General features: G+C 70.7%; 12 protein-coding genes and 3 pseudogenes. 12 read left to right on the forward strand and 3 right to left on the reverse strand.

All coding sequences use genetic code 11. The features are described from left to right. The first annotated feature begins 181 nt into the window (after window positions 1-181). The 6 genes from AB0412_RS10975 to AB0412_RS11000 all read left to right on the forward strand — a co-directional run bounded on the left by AB0412_RS10975 (window position 182) and on the right by AB0412_RS11000 (window position 9,508). Entirely contained in the window at window positions 182-2,881 is a 2,700-nt protein-coding gene (locus AB0412_RS10975; protein ID WP_366402219.1) for a Pls/PosA family non-ribosomal peptide synthetase, read from the forward strand. Further along, entirely contained in the window at window positions 2,881-5,478 is a 2,598-nt protein-coding gene (locus AB0412_RS10980) for an amino acid adenylation domain-containing protein (RefSeq protein ID WP_366402220.1), read from the forward strand. Before AB0412_RS10975 ends, AB0412_RS10980 begins: the two co-directional genes overlap by 1 nt. A 34-nt stretch (window positions 5,479-5,512) precedes the next feature. Continuing rightward, entirely contained in the window at window positions 5,513-6,553 is a 1,041-nt protein-coding gene (locus tag AB0412_RS10985; RefSeq protein ID WP_366402221.1) for a TauD/TfdA family dioxygenase, read from the forward strand. Then, complete coding sequence (sbnB, locus tag AB0412_RS10990; RefSeq protein WP_366402222.1) at window positions 6,550-7,629, forward strand: 2,3-diaminopropionate biosynthesis protein SbnB; 1,080 nt, start codon at window positions 6,550-6,552, stop codon at window positions 7,627-7,629. The genes AB0412_RS10985 and sbnB overlap by 4 nt, the downstream gene beginning before the upstream one ends. Window positions 7,630-7,683: 54 nt before the next feature. Beyond that, entirely contained in the window at window positions 7,684-8,685 is a 1,002-nt protein-coding gene (gene sbnA / locus AB0412_RS10995) for a 2,3-diaminopropionate biosynthesis protein SbnA (protein WP_366402223.1), read from the forward strand. A 178-nt stretch (window positions 8,686-8,863) separates the two neighbouring features. Beyond that, on the forward strand, window positions 8,864-9,508 hold the full coding sequence (locus AB0412_RS11000) for a 4'-phosphopantetheinyl transferase superfamily protein (protein ID WP_366402224.1): 645 nt from the start codon (window positions 8,864-8,866) through the stop codon (window positions 9,506-9,508). A gap of 7 nt (window positions 9,509-9,515) precedes the next feature. On the opposite strand, the gene AB0412_RS11005 is transcribed toward AB0412_RS11000, so the two are convergent. Both AB0412_RS11005 and sigK read right to left on the reverse strand, forming a co-directional pair. Next, window positions 9,516-10,256 (reverse strand): anti-sigma factor, encoded by a 741-nt coding sequence (locus tag AB0412_RS11005; RefSeq protein WP_366402225.1) that lies wholly within the window; start codon window positions 10,254-10,256, stop codon window positions 9,516-9,518. Further along, window positions 10,253-10,864 (reverse strand): ECF RNA polymerase sigma factor SigK, encoded by a 612-nt coding sequence (sigK, locus tag AB0412_RS11010; protein ID WP_366402226.1) that lies wholly within the window; start codon window positions 10,862-10,864, stop codon window positions 10,253-10,255. Before sigK ends, AB0412_RS11005 begins: the two co-directional genes overlap by 4 nt. Window positions 10,865-11,575: 711 nt before the next feature. On the opposite strand from sigK, the gene AB0412_RS11015 reads away from it, so the two are divergent. Further along, window positions 11,576-12,358, forward strand: coding sequence for a hypothetical protein (locus AB0412_RS11015; RefSeq protein ID WP_366402227.1), 783 nt, complete (start codon window positions 11,576-11,578; stop codon window positions 12,356-12,358). Between the two features lie 62 nt (window positions 12,359-12,420). After that, on the forward strand, window positions 12,421-13,203 hold the full coding sequence (locus AB0412_RS11020) for a calcium-binding protein (RefSeq protein WP_366402228.1): 783 nt from the start codon (window positions 12,421-12,423) through the stop codon (window positions 13,201-13,203). A 195-nt stretch (window positions 13,204-13,398) separates the two neighbouring features. On the opposite strand, the gene AB0412_RS11025 is transcribed toward AB0412_RS11020, so the two are convergent. Further along, complete coding sequence (locus AB0412_RS11025; protein WP_366402229.1) at window positions 13,399-13,803, reverse strand: type II toxin-antitoxin system PemK/MazF family toxin; 405 nt, start codon at window positions 13,801-13,803, stop codon at window positions 13,399-13,401. A 133-nt stretch (window positions 13,804-13,936) separates the two neighbouring features. Here AB0412_RS11025 and AB0412_RS11030 point away from each other — a divergent pair. The 4 genes and pseudogenes from AB0412_RS11030 to AB0412_RS11045 all read left to right on the forward strand — a co-directional run. Next, window positions 13,937-14,185: pseudogene (locus AB0412_RS11030) on the forward strand (transposase); the annotation flags it as partial. Window positions 14,186-14,631: 446 nt separating this feature from the next. Then, on the forward strand, window positions 14,632-15,324 hold the full coding sequence (locus AB0412_RS11035; RefSeq protein WP_366402230.1) for a transglycosylase SLT domain-containing protein: 693 nt from the start codon (window positions 14,632-14,634) through the stop codon (window positions 15,322-15,324). Window positions 15,325-15,352: 28 nt separating this feature from the next. Further along, window positions 15,353-15,589 (forward strand): annotated as a pseudogene (locus AB0412_RS11040) (peptidoglycan-binding protein); the annotation flags it as partial. Between the two features lie 108 nt (window positions 15,590-15,697). After that, window positions 15,698-15,985, forward strand: a pseudogene (locus AB0412_RS11045) (M23 family metallopeptidase); the annotation flags it as partial. Window positions 15,986-15,992: the final 7 nt, after the last annotated feature.

Consider the following 15,992-nt stretch of genomic DNA (forward strand, 5'->3'; position numbering starts at 1 on the left):
GAAGGCCGTGACGGCGGTCGTCGAGTCCGGCCTCGGGCAGTGCGTGCACCGCGACATCGGTCACCTGATGAGACCGCCGACCACTACGTGAGAATTCCGCCCGGAATCTCATACCGCGCCATCCCGGCAACGAATACCCCACAGGAGAGGAGCGTGCAGCGCGGCACCCGAGGGAGTGCTCATGACGGGACAGCGGCTCCAGGCGGCGGACCAAGGCCTGGCGGACCACCCATGCCCTCCCGACGGCCGCACGGGCACCACCGCTCCCGACACGGCACGGACACTGGCCGGGCTGCTCGCGGACGTCGCCCACGTGGACGAGGTGCCCGTCGACAGCCACTTCTTCAACGACCTGGGGGCCGACTCCTTGGTCATGGCGCACTTCTGCGCACGGGTCAGGAGGCACCCCGACCTGCCCTCGGTGTCGATGCGCGACGTCTACCGCAATCCCACCCTCGCCGATCTGACGGCCGCCCTGGTGGACCAGGCACCCCCGGCTCCTGAGCGACCGGCGCCGGAGCAGGCCGAGCCGGCCGAGGCCGCGGAGCCGTCCTCGGCAGCCGACACGTCCGGGGCGCGGACCTCCGCCCCGGCGCCCCCGGTCCGCGGCCGGCCCCACTACGTGCTGTGCGGGGTGCTGCAACTCCTGGGCTTCCTCGGCTACGCCTTCCTCGTCGCCGTCGTCGCCGCCCGTGGCTACGACTGGATCTCCGCCGCGGAGGGCCTGCTCGACGCCTACCTGAGGTCCGTCGTCTTCGGTGCCGCGCTGTTCGCCGTACTGTGCACCCTGCCGGTGGTCGCCAAGTGGCTGCTCATCGGGCGGTGGACGGTGCGGAGGTTTCCCGTCTGGAGCCTGACCTACGTACGGTTCTGGCTGGTCAAGACGCTGATCCGGACGAGTCCGCTCGTGCTGTTCACCGGCTCGCCGCTGTACCCGCTCTACCTCAGGGCGCTGGGAGCGCGGATCGGGCGGGGCGTGACCGTCCTGTCGCGCAGCGCGCCCGTCTGCACCGACCTGCTGACGATCGGCGCCGGCACGGTGGTCCGCAAGGACTCGCTGATCAACTGCTACCACGCCCGCGCCGGCGTGATCGAGACCGGTCCCGTCACCCTCGGCCGGGACGCCGTGGTCAGTGAGGCAACGGTGCTGGACATCGGTACCCGGATCGGCGACGGAGCCCAGCTCGGCCACGCGTCCTCGCTGCACACCGGTCAGACGGTCCCGGACGGCGAGCACTGGCACGGGTCACCGGCCCAGCCGACGAACGCCGACTTCCAGCCGGTGGCACCCGCCCACTGCGGCACTCTGCGGCGCGCCTGCCACGGCGCCCTGCTGCTGCTCACGATCGTGCTCGTGTACGTGCCCCTGGGGGTCGGCTGCCTGGACCTGCTGCTCTCCAGGATGCTGGAGGAGACGGGCGTGGGCGGACAGCCGACCGCCGGCTCGGTGCTCTACGTCGGTGTCCTGGTGGTCACGGCCGTGACCTTCTTCGGCGGTCTGCTCGCCCTCCTCGTCGTCCTCGCCACCGTCCCCCGCCTGCTCGGCGCGTTCCTCGTCCCGGACCGTGTCTACCCGCTCTTCGGCTTCCACCACGCCGTGCACCGGGGGATCATGCTGCTGACCAACCGCCGGTCTCTCACCCGGCTGTTCGGCGACAGCTCCTGCATCGTCCACTACCTGCGCTGGATCGGTTACCGGCTGACCCCCGTGGAGCAGACCGGCTCCAACTTCGGCACCCAGGTCAAGCACGAGAGCCCGTTCCTCAGCACGATCGGCACCGGCACCATGGTCGCGGACGGCCTCTCCCTGATGAACGCCGACTACTCCAGCACCTCCTTCCGCGTGTCCCGCACCGCCGTCGGCGCCCGCAACTTCCTCGGCAACCGGATCGCGTACCCCTCGCGCGGCCGGACCGGCGACAACTGTCTGCTGGCGACCAAGGTGATGGTCCCCGTCGACGGTCCGCTCCGGCACGACGTCGGGCTCCTCGGCTCGCCCTGCTTCGAGATCCCCCGGTCCGTCCTGCGGGACAGCACCTTCGACGCCCTCAAGGAGGGGGACACACTGCGGCGCCTCCTCGCGGCCAAGAACCGGCACAACGCCGTGACCATGGCGTGGTACCTCTTCTCGGGCTGGCTCTACTTCTTCTGCGTCGCGCTGCTCATGTCGTCCGCCGCGAGCCAGTACCCCCGGTGGGGCACGGTGGCGCTGGCGCTGGCCAACGTCGTCGTACTGCCGTTCACGATCCTGTACTTCGTCCTGGTCGAGCGGGTGGTCACCGCGCTGCGCCCGCCGCAGCCGCTGTTCTGCTCGATCTACGACCGGCGCTTCTGGCGCCGCGAGCGGTACTGGAAGGTACCGGCGGAGACGTATCTGCACATCCTCGACGGCACACCGTTCAAGGGCGCGGTCTGGCGTCTGCTGGGCGTCCGGATCGGCGCCCGGGTCTTCGACGACGGGTGCAGCGTGACCGAACGCCCGATGGCAGCCGTCGGGGACGGCTGCACGCTCAACGCGGGCAGCGTCCTGCAGTGCCACTCGCAGGAGGACGGCACCTTCAAGTCGGACCGCATCGCGATCGGCGCCGGCTGCACGCTCGGCGTCGGATCGTTCGTCCACTACGGCGTCACGGTCGGCGACGGCGCGGAGCTGGCGGCGGACTGCTTCCTGATGAAGGGCGAGTCGGTCACCGAGCACACCCGCTGGGCGGGAAATCCCGCCCGCCCCGTACCCGGCGGCGGACACCCCCGGCCCGAACCCGACGACAGGCTCCCGGGGCACCGGCCCCCGCCCGACGCCGCTCAGCCCGCGCTCCGGGCCGGACCCGACGCCGGCCGACCCGCGCTGCATGACCCACCCGACCACCGCGGAGGTGCGTGATGGCGACGACGGCAGCCACTGCCGACGGCCGGGTCTCCCGGCACGACACCACCGCCGAGGCCGGCTTCACGGCCGTACCCCGCTGGGCGCGCGTCCCCGTCCCGGGTACCGCGGAGCACATCGCTCCGCTCCCCGGCAGCCTCGTGGCGGCCCTGCACCGGAGGGCCCGCGAACTCGGCGTGCCCTACACCGCGTTGCTCCTGGCCGCGCACGCGAAGGTGCTCGCGGTGCTCTCCGGCGACCCGGCGGTCCGCACCGGCTACCGGTCCCCGGCCGGCACCGGGCCGCTGCCGCTGGAGCTGACGGCCGAGCCCGGCACCTGGCGCGGACTGGCGCGGGCGGCCAGGGACGCCGAGGCGAGAACGCTCGCCTCCCCGGCCGCCCGGACGGTGCCGCCCGGCCTGGCACCCGCACCGCTCGGGCCGGGTCCCGACGTGGTCTTCGATCTCACCGTCGACGAGGCGGCGCTGCCCGCGGACACCACCGTGCTCGTCGTCGCGGCGAGCGACGTGGACGGCCGTCCCGTGCTGCGCCTGCGGCACCGGACCGACGTACTGGACGCGGACTGCGCCGCCCGGATCGCCGGGTACCACCTCGCCGCACTGGAGATGATCGCCGCCGACCCCGACGCCGAGCACCACCGGTGCACGCTGTTGTCCCCGGGCGAACTGCGGTTCCAGCTGGAGGAACTGGTCGGGCCGCATCGCGAGCTGCCGGACCGCCGCTGCCACGAGCTGTTCGAGGACCGGGTGCGCCGGCACCCGGACGCCGTCGCCGTGGTCCACGGCGACCGGCGGTGGACCTACGCGGAGCTGAATACACGGGCCAACCGGCTGGCGCGTGCCCTGCTGACCGCGGGCCTGCGCCCCGAGGACACGGTCGCCGTGGTGACCGAACGCGACCTCGACTGGACGGCGTGCGTCATGGCCGTGTTCAAGGCGGGCGGCGCGTACCTGCCGGTCGATCCGCACTACCCGCCCGCCCGCATGACGCGGATGCTCGCCCGCGCCGGCTGTGCCTTCGTCCTCACCGAACCGGGCAGTACCACGAACCTGGACCGGGCGCTCGACTCGCTGCCCGGCACCCGCCGGCTGCTCGCCCCGGCCCTCGCCGGCGAGGACACCGACGGATCCGACCTGGGCCTCGCGATCCCGGCGGACCGCCTCGCGTACGTCTTCTTCACCTCCGGTTCCACCGGCGAGCCCAAGGGCGCGATGTGCGAGCACGCGGGCCTGCTCAACCATCTCCACGCCAAGATCGACGACCTGGGCATCGGCGAGGGCACCGTCGTCGCGCAGACCGCATCGCAGTGCTTCGACATCTCGCTGTGGCAACTGCTCGCCGGCCTGCTGACCGGGGGCCGGACGCTGCTGGTCGGGCAGGACGCGGTGCTCGACGCCGACCGGTTCCTGGACACGATCGCCGCCGGACGGGTCAACGTGCTCCAGGTGGTGCCGTCGTACCTCGACGTCATCCTGTCCGCCCTGGAACGTTCCCCCCGCGACCTCCCGGACCTGCGGTGTGTGTCGGTCACCGGAGAGGCACTGAAGCGGGAGCTGGCCCAGCGGTGGTTCAGCACCGGACCCGGGGTCCGGCTGGTCAACGCCTACGGGCTGACCGAGACGTCCGACGACACCAACCACGAGGTCATGGACCGGGCACCGGCGCCCGGCCGGGTCCCGCTCGGCCGGCCGGTGCGCAACGTGCGCGTCCACGTCGTCGACGACAACCTGGTGCCGGTGCCGCTCGGTGCCCCCGGCGCCATCGTGTTCTCCGGCGTCTGCGTCGGCCGCGGGTACGTGAACGACCCCGAGCGCACCCGGCAGGCCTACCTGGCCGACCCGTACCGGCCGGGCGAACGGATGTACCGCGGCGGTGACTTCGGCCGGTGGCTGCCGGACGGGAAGCTCGAGTACCTGGGCCGCCGGGACGCGCAGGTGAAGATCCGCGGGTTCCGCATCGAGATCGGCGAGGTGGAGAACACTCTGCTGCGGGTGCCCGGCGTCCGTGACGGCGCGGTGGTGACGACCGGCGGCGACGATCAGGGCCGTCAACTGGCCGCCTTCTACACCGGCGCGGACTCCCTGACCGCCGAGACCCTGCGTCGGCGGCTGGGGGAGCTGCTGCCCGCGTACATGGTCCCCGCGTCTTTCCACCGGCTACGGCGGCTGCCGCTGACCGCCAACGGCAAGACCGACACCAAGGCCCTGTCGGCGCTGGCGGAGGAGCTGACCTCCGCCGGGAAACCCGGCTCCGCCGCGCAGGAACCCGGTCCGGCCGAGCAGCCGGGTTCCGTCGAGGAGCCCCCGGGAGCCCCGCGGACACCGACCGAACGCCGACTCGTCGCGGCATGGGCGAGGGAACTGGGCATGGCGCCCGAACTGATCGGCCGGGAAGACGACTTCTTCGACCTGGGCGGCACCTCGCTGTCGGCAGTACGCCTCGTGATGGCGCTGGACCGGGTGATCTCCCTGCGCGAGCTCACCGCCCGTCCGGTGCTGTCCGACCTGGCCCAGCTGGTCGACGCCAGGACCAGCCGGCAGTCCGAGGCCGTACGACCGTCCAGGACACCGTCCGCGCCACCGGGCGAGCCGTGAGAGATCGCACCGAGGAACACGAGAGGAGCACCACATGCTGTCCGCACTGTTCCGCAGGCACCCCGCCCCGGCCGGACCGGCCGCGCCCACCGGCGCCACCGTGCCCCAGCTGACGGACGACCCGCCGGTGTGGGAGACCGAGGGCGTAGCCGATCCGGCGGCCTGGGTGGCCGACCGGCGGGACACCCTGCGCCGCCTGGTCACCGAGCACGGTGCCCTCACCGTACGGGGACTCGCCCTGCGCACCCCGGCCGACGTCGCGTCGGTCCTGCAGCGGGTGGCCGACCGCCCGGTGACCGAGCGGGAGGCGTTCGCCGAGCGCACCCCGCACGCGGACGGCGTCTACTCGTCGTCGGCGTGGCCGCCCCATCAGCCCATGTGCATGCACCACGAGCTGAGTTACGCCATCGAGAGCCCTGCCCTGCTGCTGTTCGCGTGCCTCGTGCCTCCCGACGCGGGCGGTGCCACCGCCGTGGCCGACTCCGCCGCCGTGCTCGAGGAACTCCCGGCCGGACTCGTCGACCGGTTCGAACGGGAGGGCTGGCTGCTCACCCGGACCTACAACGGCGAGGTCGGCGCCACGCCGGCCCAGTCGTTCGGCAGCGACGACCGCGCCGCCGTCGAGGCGTACTGCCGCGCCCACGCCATCGACTTCGCCTGGCAGCCGGACGGCTCGCTGCGCACCCGGCAGCACCGCAGGGCGGTCGTACGGCATCCGGTCTCCGGCCGGCGCTGCTGGTTCAACCAGATCGCGTTCCTCAACGAGTGGACGATGGCACCGGAGGTGCGGGAGTTCCTGATCGAGGAGTACGGCCCCGACGGCCTGCCCTTCAACACCCGCTACGGCAACGGAGATCCGGTGCCCCGGGACGTCGTCGAGCAGATCAACAAGGTCTACGAGGCGCACACCGTACGCAGGCCCTGGCGCGCGGGGGACCTGATGCTGGTGGACAACATCGCGACCGCGCACAGCCGGGAGGCGTACGAGGGGCCGCGCGAGGTGGTGGTGGCCATGGCCGACCCCGTACGTCTCGACCTGCCCGGGGAACCGCCGAACGGGAGGGCAACGCCATGACCACGGTGCACACCGCCCCCGACGAAGCCGCCCACGCGGACGCCCCGGCCGTGCCGCCGTTCGCCGTCATTCCCGGCGCCCAGGTCAAGGAAGTCCTCCAGGGCCGGGAGAAAGCCGTGGTCGACGTGGTGGAGGCGACCTACCGGATGCACGGGTCCGGCCGCACGGTCAACCCGCCGTCCTCCTTCCTGCGCTTCCCCGACCGACCGTCCTCGCGGATCATCGCCCTGCCGGCCTCGCTCGGCGACGAGAGCACCGAGAACCGGGTGGACGGGATGAAGTGGATCTCCAGCTTCCCGGGGAACGTGGCGTCGGGGATCCCCCGGGCGTCGGCCGTGCTGATCCTCAACGACCCCGGCACCGGCTACCCCTTCGCCTGCCTGGAGAGCTCCATCATCAGCGCCGCCAGGACCGCGGCGTCCGCCGCCGCGGCGGCCGACCGGCTCAGCAGGGGGCGCTCGCGCCCCACCCGGCTGGGGTTCGTCGGGGCCGGCCTGATCGCCCGGTACATCCACACCTATCTGACCGGCACCGGCTGGTCGTTCGACAGCGTCGGGGTGCACGACGTGTCCGCCGACAGCGCGGCGGGCTTCCGCACGTACCTGGAGCGCTCCGGGGATGCCGGACACATCGCCGTCCATGCCGACGCCGAGGAGCTGATCCGCCACAGCGATCTGATCGTCTTCGCCACCGTCGCCGCCCGGCCGCACATCACCGAGCCGTCGTGGTTCGACCACAACCCGGTCGTGCTGCACGTGTCCCTGCGCGACCTCGACCCCCGGGTACTGCTCGCCGCCACCAACATCGTGGACGACGTCGACCACTGCCTGCGGGCCGACACCTCACCGGACCTCACCGCGCGTCTCACCGGCAACCGCGACTTCGTGCACGGCACGCTCGACGACGTACTGGCGGGCCGGGTGACGGTGCCCGCCGACCGGACCGTGGTGTTCTCACCGTTCGGCCTGGGGGTGCTCGACCTCGCCGTCGGCAAGTACGTCTACGACCAGGTGACCCGGTCCGGCGACCTGCACGTCATCGACAACTTCTTCCATGAAACGCGCCGGTATGGCTGAGGCGGTCACCCACCGCCGCCGTCCGGCGTCCCCGGCACCGACGAGGAGATCATCGTGCCAGTCATCACCGTTCCCCAGGAGTTCAACGAGGAGGACCTGTACGTCGACCTCGAGCCGATGACCGGGCAGCGGCTCTTCCTCAAGTGCGAGGGCTTCAACTTCGCAGGCTCGATCAAACTGAAGGCCGCCACCGAGATGGTGGAGTCGGCCGAGCGGCGCGGGGTGCTGACCCCGGACTCGATCCTGGTGGAGTCCTCCTCGGGCAACCTCGGCGTGGCCCTCAGCATGATCGCCGCGAGCAGGGGCTACCGCTTCGTGTGCGTGACGGACTCCCGCTGCAATCTCGCCACGCGACTGATGATGGAGGCGCTGGGCGGCCAGGTGCACGTCGTCTCCGACGAGCACGCCGCGGGCGGTCTGCTCGGGGCGCGGCTGGCGTACCTGCGCGGCCTGTGCGCCGCCGACCACCGGTACGTGTGGCTGAGCCAGTACCACAACCCCGACAACTGGCGGGCGCACTACTTCCGGACCGCCCCCGCCATCGCCCGGTCCTTCCCGCGCCTGGACGTGCTGTTCATCGGTGTCGGTACCACCGGCACGCTGATGGGGTGCGCGCGCTGGTTCCGGACCTGGGACCGGCCGGTGCGGATCGTGGCCGTGGACAGCGTCGGCTCCGCGATCTTCGGCAATCCGCCGGGCCGCCGGATGATCCCCGGCCTGGGCATGAGCGTCCGGCCGCCCCTGCTGGACGAGGCGTACGTAGACGAGGCGGTGCGCGTCGAGGAGGCCGACGCCATCCGTACCTGCCGGAAACTCGCGCGACGGGGCTTCCTGTTCGGCGGGTCGACCGGCACCGTGGTCAGCGGCGCGATGACCTGGCTGGCCCGCAACGGCTGGCGTGGCCTCACGCCGGTGGCGATCGCCCCCGACCTCGGCGAGCGCTACCTCGACACGATCTACCAGGCCAACTGGGTCCAGGCCCTCTACGGCAGCGACGCGCTCGGCGACGTGGCGGGTGACCGCCCCACGAACGCGGCGGGGGGCAGGATCCGCTGACGCCGCGACCGGACACGCCGTCGCCGGAAGGCGGCCCACGATGGACAACCGACCACGCACCGGGCGCCGGCCCGGGGAGCCGGGCGCCACGGCTCGCCGCCCCCGCCCATCGCGCCGCGGACCGCTGCGCCCCGAGCCCCTCCGACCCGCCGCCTGGGCCGGCCCCTGGGAACCGCCGGTGCCGGGACAGGCCCCCCGGCTGTGGCTGGCCCGTGTGGCGGACCTGAGCGCGGTCGTCGCCCCGCTCGCCGAGTCGGTGCTGGACGGCGCCGAACGGGAGAGAGCCGCGGCCTACCGCCGGGCGGCGGACCAGGAGGCCTACCGGGTCACCCACGTGGGACTGCGGCTGCTCCTCGGTGCCTGCCTCGGCGTCGACCCCTCCGACGTGCCGTTCGTCCGCCTGCCGTGCCCCGTGTGCGGGGCCCCGCACGGGCGTCCGGCCGTCCCCGGTGCCGACGTCTGCTTCTCCGTCTCGCGCAGCGGGGGTCTGTGCCTGCTGGCCTTCGCCGGCACGGCGGTGGGCGCGGACGTCGAGCGGCTGCCCGCCGCCGAGACCGTCACCGACCTGACGGCGACCCTGCATCCCCGGGAACGGGCCGAGTTGGCCGCCTGTCCGCCGGACGAGCGCCCCGCGGCCTTCGCCCGGGCGTGGACCCGCAAGGAGGCGTATCTCAAAGGCCGGGGCACCGGGCTCGGACGGGACCTGCGCCTCGACCGACTGGGCACCACGGTGGGCGCGCCCTGCCCGGTGCCGGGCTGGGTGGTCGCCGACGTCGCGGCCGGAGAGGCCTACGCCGCCGCCGTCGCCGTCGCCGAGCCGTGACGGCGGTTCACTCGGGCAGGGAGATGTAGGCCAGCGGGTCGGTGGTCGGCCGAGCGGAACCGCCGGCGGGTTCCACGGTGATGCAGACGGCGGTGGCCCCCTCCATCGGTCCGTCCAGGACCTGGGTCTGACGGCCGTTCACGGCGTGCAGCAGTCCGGCGGGCCGGTACTGTCCCGCTTCGGCGTACCAGAGCTCGTAGACCCGGCCGCCGGAGAGCGGTGGCAGGTCCACGGCGACGAGCGCCGCTGTGCCCTCCGACCGGGACGCGATCACGCTCGCCGTCGCGCCGCCGGGCAGTTCCTCGGTGCTGACCGTGGCGTCCGGGGCGGTCAGGACTCCGGTGAGCACCCGGGTCTCCGCCCGCGCGTCGGTGGCCTGCTCCCGGGCGGCGTCGGCCTCGGAGTGCTGCCACCAGGCGACACCACCGAGGGCCACCGCCGCCGCCAGGGACGCCGCCAGCGCCAGCCGCAGCAGGCGTCGGCGACGGCGATGACGCCGGGACAGGACCGCGACGGCGCGGTCCTGGCGTACGGTGGCGATCTGGTCGAGCACCCTGCGGCGCACGTCCGCGGACGGCGCGCGGACCTCGGCCACGACCAGCCGGTTGGCCGCTGTCGACAACTGGTCGGCCTCACGCCTGCACTCGGGACAGCCGGCCAGGTGGTTCTCGAAGGCGGCTTCCTCATCGGCCGGCAGCGCGTGCAGCACGTACGCGCCGACATCGACGTGGGCGTCGGTGTGGTTCACGATTCGGCGTCCAGACACTTGTGGAGGCGTTGCAGCCCCTGACGCATCCTTGACTTGATGGTTCCCGCCGGGACGGACAGGGAATCCGCTACCTCCGCGTAGGTCAGGCCCTCGTAGTAGGCCAGCACCAGCGGCAGCCGCAGCTCGGCGTCGAGCCGCGAGATGCAGCGGAAGAGCAGACGCCTTTCCTCGCGCTCCTCGACCTCCTCGACCACCGCGTCGAAGGACCGCTCCTGCTCCAGCGTCCCGACGCGCTGCTCGCGGGCCCGGCCCGCGGCGACCGACCGCACCCGGTCCACGGCGCGTCGGTGGGCGAGGGTGAGCACCCAGTTCCGGGCGGTTCCGCGCTCCGGACGGTACCGGCCGGCGGTGCGCCACACCTCCACCATCACGTCCTGGGTCACCTCCTCCGCCTGGGCCTCGTCCCTCAGCACCCGGCAAGCCAGTCCCATGACGGAGTGCGCCACGGCGTCGTACAGCCTGGCGAACGCCTCCTCATCACCTCCGGCGGCGCGGCCGAGCAGCGCGTCGACCCGTGCGTCGTCCGATGACCTGGCAGGACGCGGGCGCGCTCTGCCCGTCAGCCCCGCGTGGGCTCCACGTTCCATGGCCGCTCCTCAGCTCTGGACGACATTGCCCCCTCCACACGGATCGCGCATTCCGCCGGAGCCGTCTGCCTGACGGATTCACCGGCCGGGGTGTCCTTCGCCGTCAACGACACGCGGTACTGCCGGGCCGAGAGCCACCGGCGTCCGCCGCCGACCACGGGCGCCCCGACCGCACATGTGTTCGGCTCGTTGTGCCCCACGGGACGGGCACCCGCGCGAGCTGACCAGGCGATGCTCGAGCTGCTGACCGAGCGGGACACCCCAACCTGCGCGAGGCCCTGATCGAACGCGCCGACAGGCGACCGACGCGGTGGGACGGCACAGCGCTCTCGCGCACGATTCCGCCACATGCGGAACGGAGCGCGTTTCCGCACGGTGCTTCGCGTCGCGCAAGGGGTGAGCACCCGCGTCGTCCCTGCGTCACCTCTGGTGGAACCCCACCGGGATTGGCGTTAAAGACGCTACAAGAAGGCTCGACGGCACGGCATGCTCGCAGTGCTCAGCGGCGTGCTCCGTCACACCTGGCACTGCGCTCTGTGTCCGCAACCCGGCCGCGGGACGAGCCTGCGCCGACGAGAGCGGCGGGGGAGTGCGCGTCACCGCACCGGTACCACGACGAGCAGACACTGCCGAGCCTCTCATCCGGGTTCCCCGGCACTGCACAGCACGGAAGCGAGTCACCGAACGGTCTCCACTTCCTCAGGAGCAAGCATGGTCAGAAGGACTCTGCGGGCCACTGCACTTATGACAGCAGCCTGCGGCTTGGCACTCCACCTCAGTGGTGTCGCCGGCGCCGCCGTCAGCGAAGCGCCACCGGCCAAGGTGTTGGCCACCACGCTCGTCAACAGGACCGGCACCACCGTGACCGTCACCGCGGGTGTGGGATACGGCAACACGATCTCCGTATGGCAGGTCGGTGACGGTATCAGGATCAGGGACACCGGCGACCACATCGCTGCGTCCGGCGGTTGCACCGCTGTCAGCGCCAACGAGGCTCTGTGCCCCGGTGCCGCGACCACGACCGAGCTGGTGGTCGCCGCCGGCGATCAGAACGACAGCGTCACGTCGTCCCTCAGCGGGCTCGGGGTCACCCTGATGGGCGGTGGGGGCGACGACACCCTCGTCGGCGGAGGAGCCAACGACACCCTCGAAGGGGAGGAAGGCGCCGACTCGTTGTCGGGCGGGAGCGGGAACGACACGCTGATCGGTGGATCAGGTACGGACCGGATCACCGGCGGCTCCGGCAACGACTCCGTCGAGGGACGTGATGGCGCGGACATCATCGGCTCCGGTGCCGGCAACGATGTCATCGACGGAGGCAGCGGTGCCGACCAGATCGTCACCGGGGAAGGGTCCGACTACGTCGACGGAGGAAACGGCAGAGACATCGTCGACGTGGTCGACGAGATAAGCGGCAACGACTACGCCGACGGTGGCGCAGGAACCGACAGGTGTCGCTACGACGTCGGCGACTCCGTCACGGGTTGCCCCTGACGGCCTGCGGCCGTGAGTGAACTTTGCGCACCCCCATCCGACGGGACGACAGGGAGCACGTGATGACGAAAACCAGGCGCGCGCGGGCCACATTGTGCGTCACTGCACTCGTTGGCCTGGCACTGGCCGGCTCATCGGCCTGGGCCGAACCGGGCTACACCGGAGCGGGCCGGCTTGCGGACACGACGGTCGTGTCGTTCTCGGACGACAGTGTCATCATCACCGCGAGCACGGGTGTTGCGAACGACATCACCGTCCGGCGGCAGGGAGACATCCTCGTGTTGTCGGACACCGGGGACACGGTGTCGGCTGTGGGGCCGTGCCAGGTGCGGTCGGAGAACTCGGCGACATGTCCGCTGCCCGGGACCTCGATCCGCATCACCGCTCAGGACAGCGACGACCAGATCACCGTCTCGGCGAACGTGGAGACGCCCTCGACAGTCTTCGGCGGCGACGGTGACGACCGCCTCAACGGAGGCCCCAGGGCGGACCGGCTCTTCGGCGACGACGTGGCCCCCGGCATCAAAGCGGCGACGCCGGGCAACGACACCATCAACGGCGGCCCGGGCAACGACACACTGTCGGGATTGGGCGGCAACGACACGATCAACGGCAACGCCGGCAACGACACTCTGAACGGCAACGAGGGCAACGACACCCTGAACGGAAACACCGGCAATGACACCCTCAGAGGAGGCAGCGGCAACGACAGCCACAACGGTCAGGAAGGCATCGACACCCTCGAGGCCGTCGACGGAGTCCCGGTGAACGACTCACTCGACGGCGGCCTGGCCATCGACACGTGCAACCGCGATCCCGGGGACACGGCTGTCAACTGCCCGTGAGCCCATCAGCGTGGATGCGCAGGGATGGTGATCGGTGATACCTCCCGGGCCCCGGGCAGGGTGAGCCAAATGCCCGGGGCCCGACAGAAGTTCCCGTACGGGGCCGCTGGCGATTTCCGCAGACGCAGCAGTCCACGAGGAGAGAGGGCAGCGGTCAGTCGTCGACGAGATCGAGCTGGGCAGCACAGGCGTCCGCTACTCGAGTCCTTCGAGACGGCGGGCATCTTTGATCTCGCTGATCCTGGCAGCCGCCATCGGGGTCCACTCCCTCCTTTCTCCAGCGGCGCGGAGGGCTTCTCCAACCTCGCTGAGCTTCACGGAGGACAACACGCCCGCCCGCTCGATCAGGTCGTCCCGGGCCACGGTGGTCAGCCATGTACATGGAGTAAAGCCTGGACGCGGGAACGCGAACCGCAGCACGCCTTCGAAGGGCAGTCCTTCCGGGGCTCCTACGGCCACTTCAACGCCCAGTCCGCTGATGTCGACGCCCGCCGGCGCAACGACCTGCATCGCCTGAAACCCGGATGACTCCTCGTCCGAGAGCAGCACGACCGGGCGTCGCTCATCGAAGTCGGCCCACCAGACTTCACCGCGTTGCATGTGTCCTCCTGGCACGAGACGGCGACGGCCACCGTTGATCATCGGTGTGTGAAGACTGAAGATCATGCGGTGGCCGCGAGTCACAGCGTAGACCTTGCGCTGGCAGGAGGCGTTCGAGGTCCTGAAGTCCCGGATGGCGGGCCGGTTCGCGTGGATTGAACCCCGGCGTCGGGTGCGGGACTTGGTGCTGGGGCTGAATGCAGCACCTGCTCGGCCGGGCCAAGTGGGATGCCGAGACGGTGCGCGATGACGTGCGCGAGTACGTGCTGGAACATCTGCACGACGACGATGCGGGCTGGTCGTCGATGAGACCGGGGACGTGAAGAAGGGCACGCACACCGGGGGTGTCCAGCTCCAGTACACCGGCACGGCCGGGAGGATCGGGGTCGTCCGCGCTGACGAACACGCCCGCCGTCTGGCGACGCCGCCATCAGGCCCGAGCCCGGGCCAGCCATTACCGCCGACGAGCCGCGAATCAGACCTGGAGATCACGATCTGCGGCTGGAGTATCAGCCGCTCCGCCGGGCAGAGTCACCTCCCTGCCAGCGCATTCTGCTGCTTTCGTTGACCGTGCAAAGAGGCATGGACAAGACCTCTGCGAAGGAGTGAGCGAAACGCGCTGGATGATCTCCTTTTCAGAATCGACCAGCACCTCTCGTCAGTCCACGAAGACCTGATACTCATTCATCGTCCGGTACATGAACTCGTGGTGCGCGTTGATGCGCTTGCACGTGCATCGCGGCAGGTGCATAGTGAAATTGGGGCTATGGGTACTGCGAGCGGTGCATAGCCGCTGAAGACCGGCCTCCGATATTCGAGGGAGGCATCATGGTTGCTCTCTCCAACGTGCGTTTCGGTAAGCGCAACGATGACGTCAAAATCGTGCAAACCGCCCTCATGGAAGTCGATATAGACATTCCTGCGGGCGCCACCGGATTCTTCGGTGGCCAGACGAGATCGGCTTACGCGGAGTGGCAGCGCATGCTGGGACTGACCGGATCGGACGCCGATGGCTTCCCGGGCTGCTCTTCGCTGGCCAAACTCGGTGCGAGAGCCGGGTTCACCGTCGACTGCCGCCACCCCGGGGCCATCAGCAAGAGTTCCGTGCGCTTCTCGAAGAACTCGGGAGTGGCCGCCGACAGGGCCACGGCCCGCGCCTTTGCCGAGCAGGCCTGTGAGAGAACTGGTGCGCCGAGAACCTGGGTGACGGGGGTCGGCAACGGAGCGAATCTGCTGACTCTCATGTTCCGTGAGTCGTCCTTCCAGTCGAATGCGGTAAACCAGAACGACGTGAACGCAACGGGCCCTGTCCAATCGGACGGCGCCAGGCTCAACTGCTCTCGCGGCTACGCCCAGGTGATACCGGATACGTTCGCTGAGAACCACCAGGCAGGAACATCCGACCGGATCTACGATCCGGTGGCGAACGTCGCTGCGGCAATCAACTACATCTGGCGCCGGTATGGTGACATCTCGCGCGTGCAGCAGGCGAACCCGAACCTTGATCCGGCCCCCTACTGAAAGGAGACAGGACATGCCCGCGCAGGTTCCTTTCCCAGGTGCGGCATTCTTTCATAAGGGGCAACGCAGCCCCGTGATCACCGCGATGGGCAAACGCCTGGTCGCGGAAGGATGTGGAAAGTACGAAACGGGTCCTGGTCCCGAATGGACCGACTCGGATCGGGATTCATACGCTGCCTGGCAGCGCAAGCTGAAGTTCAAGGGCGCGGATGCCAACGGCATCCCTGGTAAGGTCTCCTGGGACAAACTGCGAGTCCCCGCGACGACGTCCACGACCCCAGGTGGCCGAGTCGCGTCTCCCGTACCGGGACGCGGCGTGACGACCCCCTACAACAAAAGGGGGCGGCACTGGATACTGGGCCGTCACACCGGCGCGGACTACGCCGCTCCGAAGGGCACGCCCTGCGTTGCGGTGCGCGGTGGAACCATAGCCCGCATCGGACGGGACAAAAGTTTCGGCACCTTCCTCGTGCTACGGGCCGGCGGATTCGACTTCTACTACTGCCACCTCTCCAAGCGGACGGTGACCCGGGGTGCCGTGAGGCCGGGCCAGAAAGTCGGCGAGGTCGGCAGAACCGGGAATGCCACCGGCCCCCATCTCCACTTCGAGAAGCGCCCGGCCGGTCTTGGCTTCGGTAAGGACGTCCCCCCCAACTGGTAGCTCGTGG

The organism is Streptomyces sp. NPDC052012 (assembly GCF_040689265.1).
Lineage (GTDB): Bacteria > Actinomycetota > Actinomycetes > Streptomycetales > Streptomycetaceae > Streptomyces.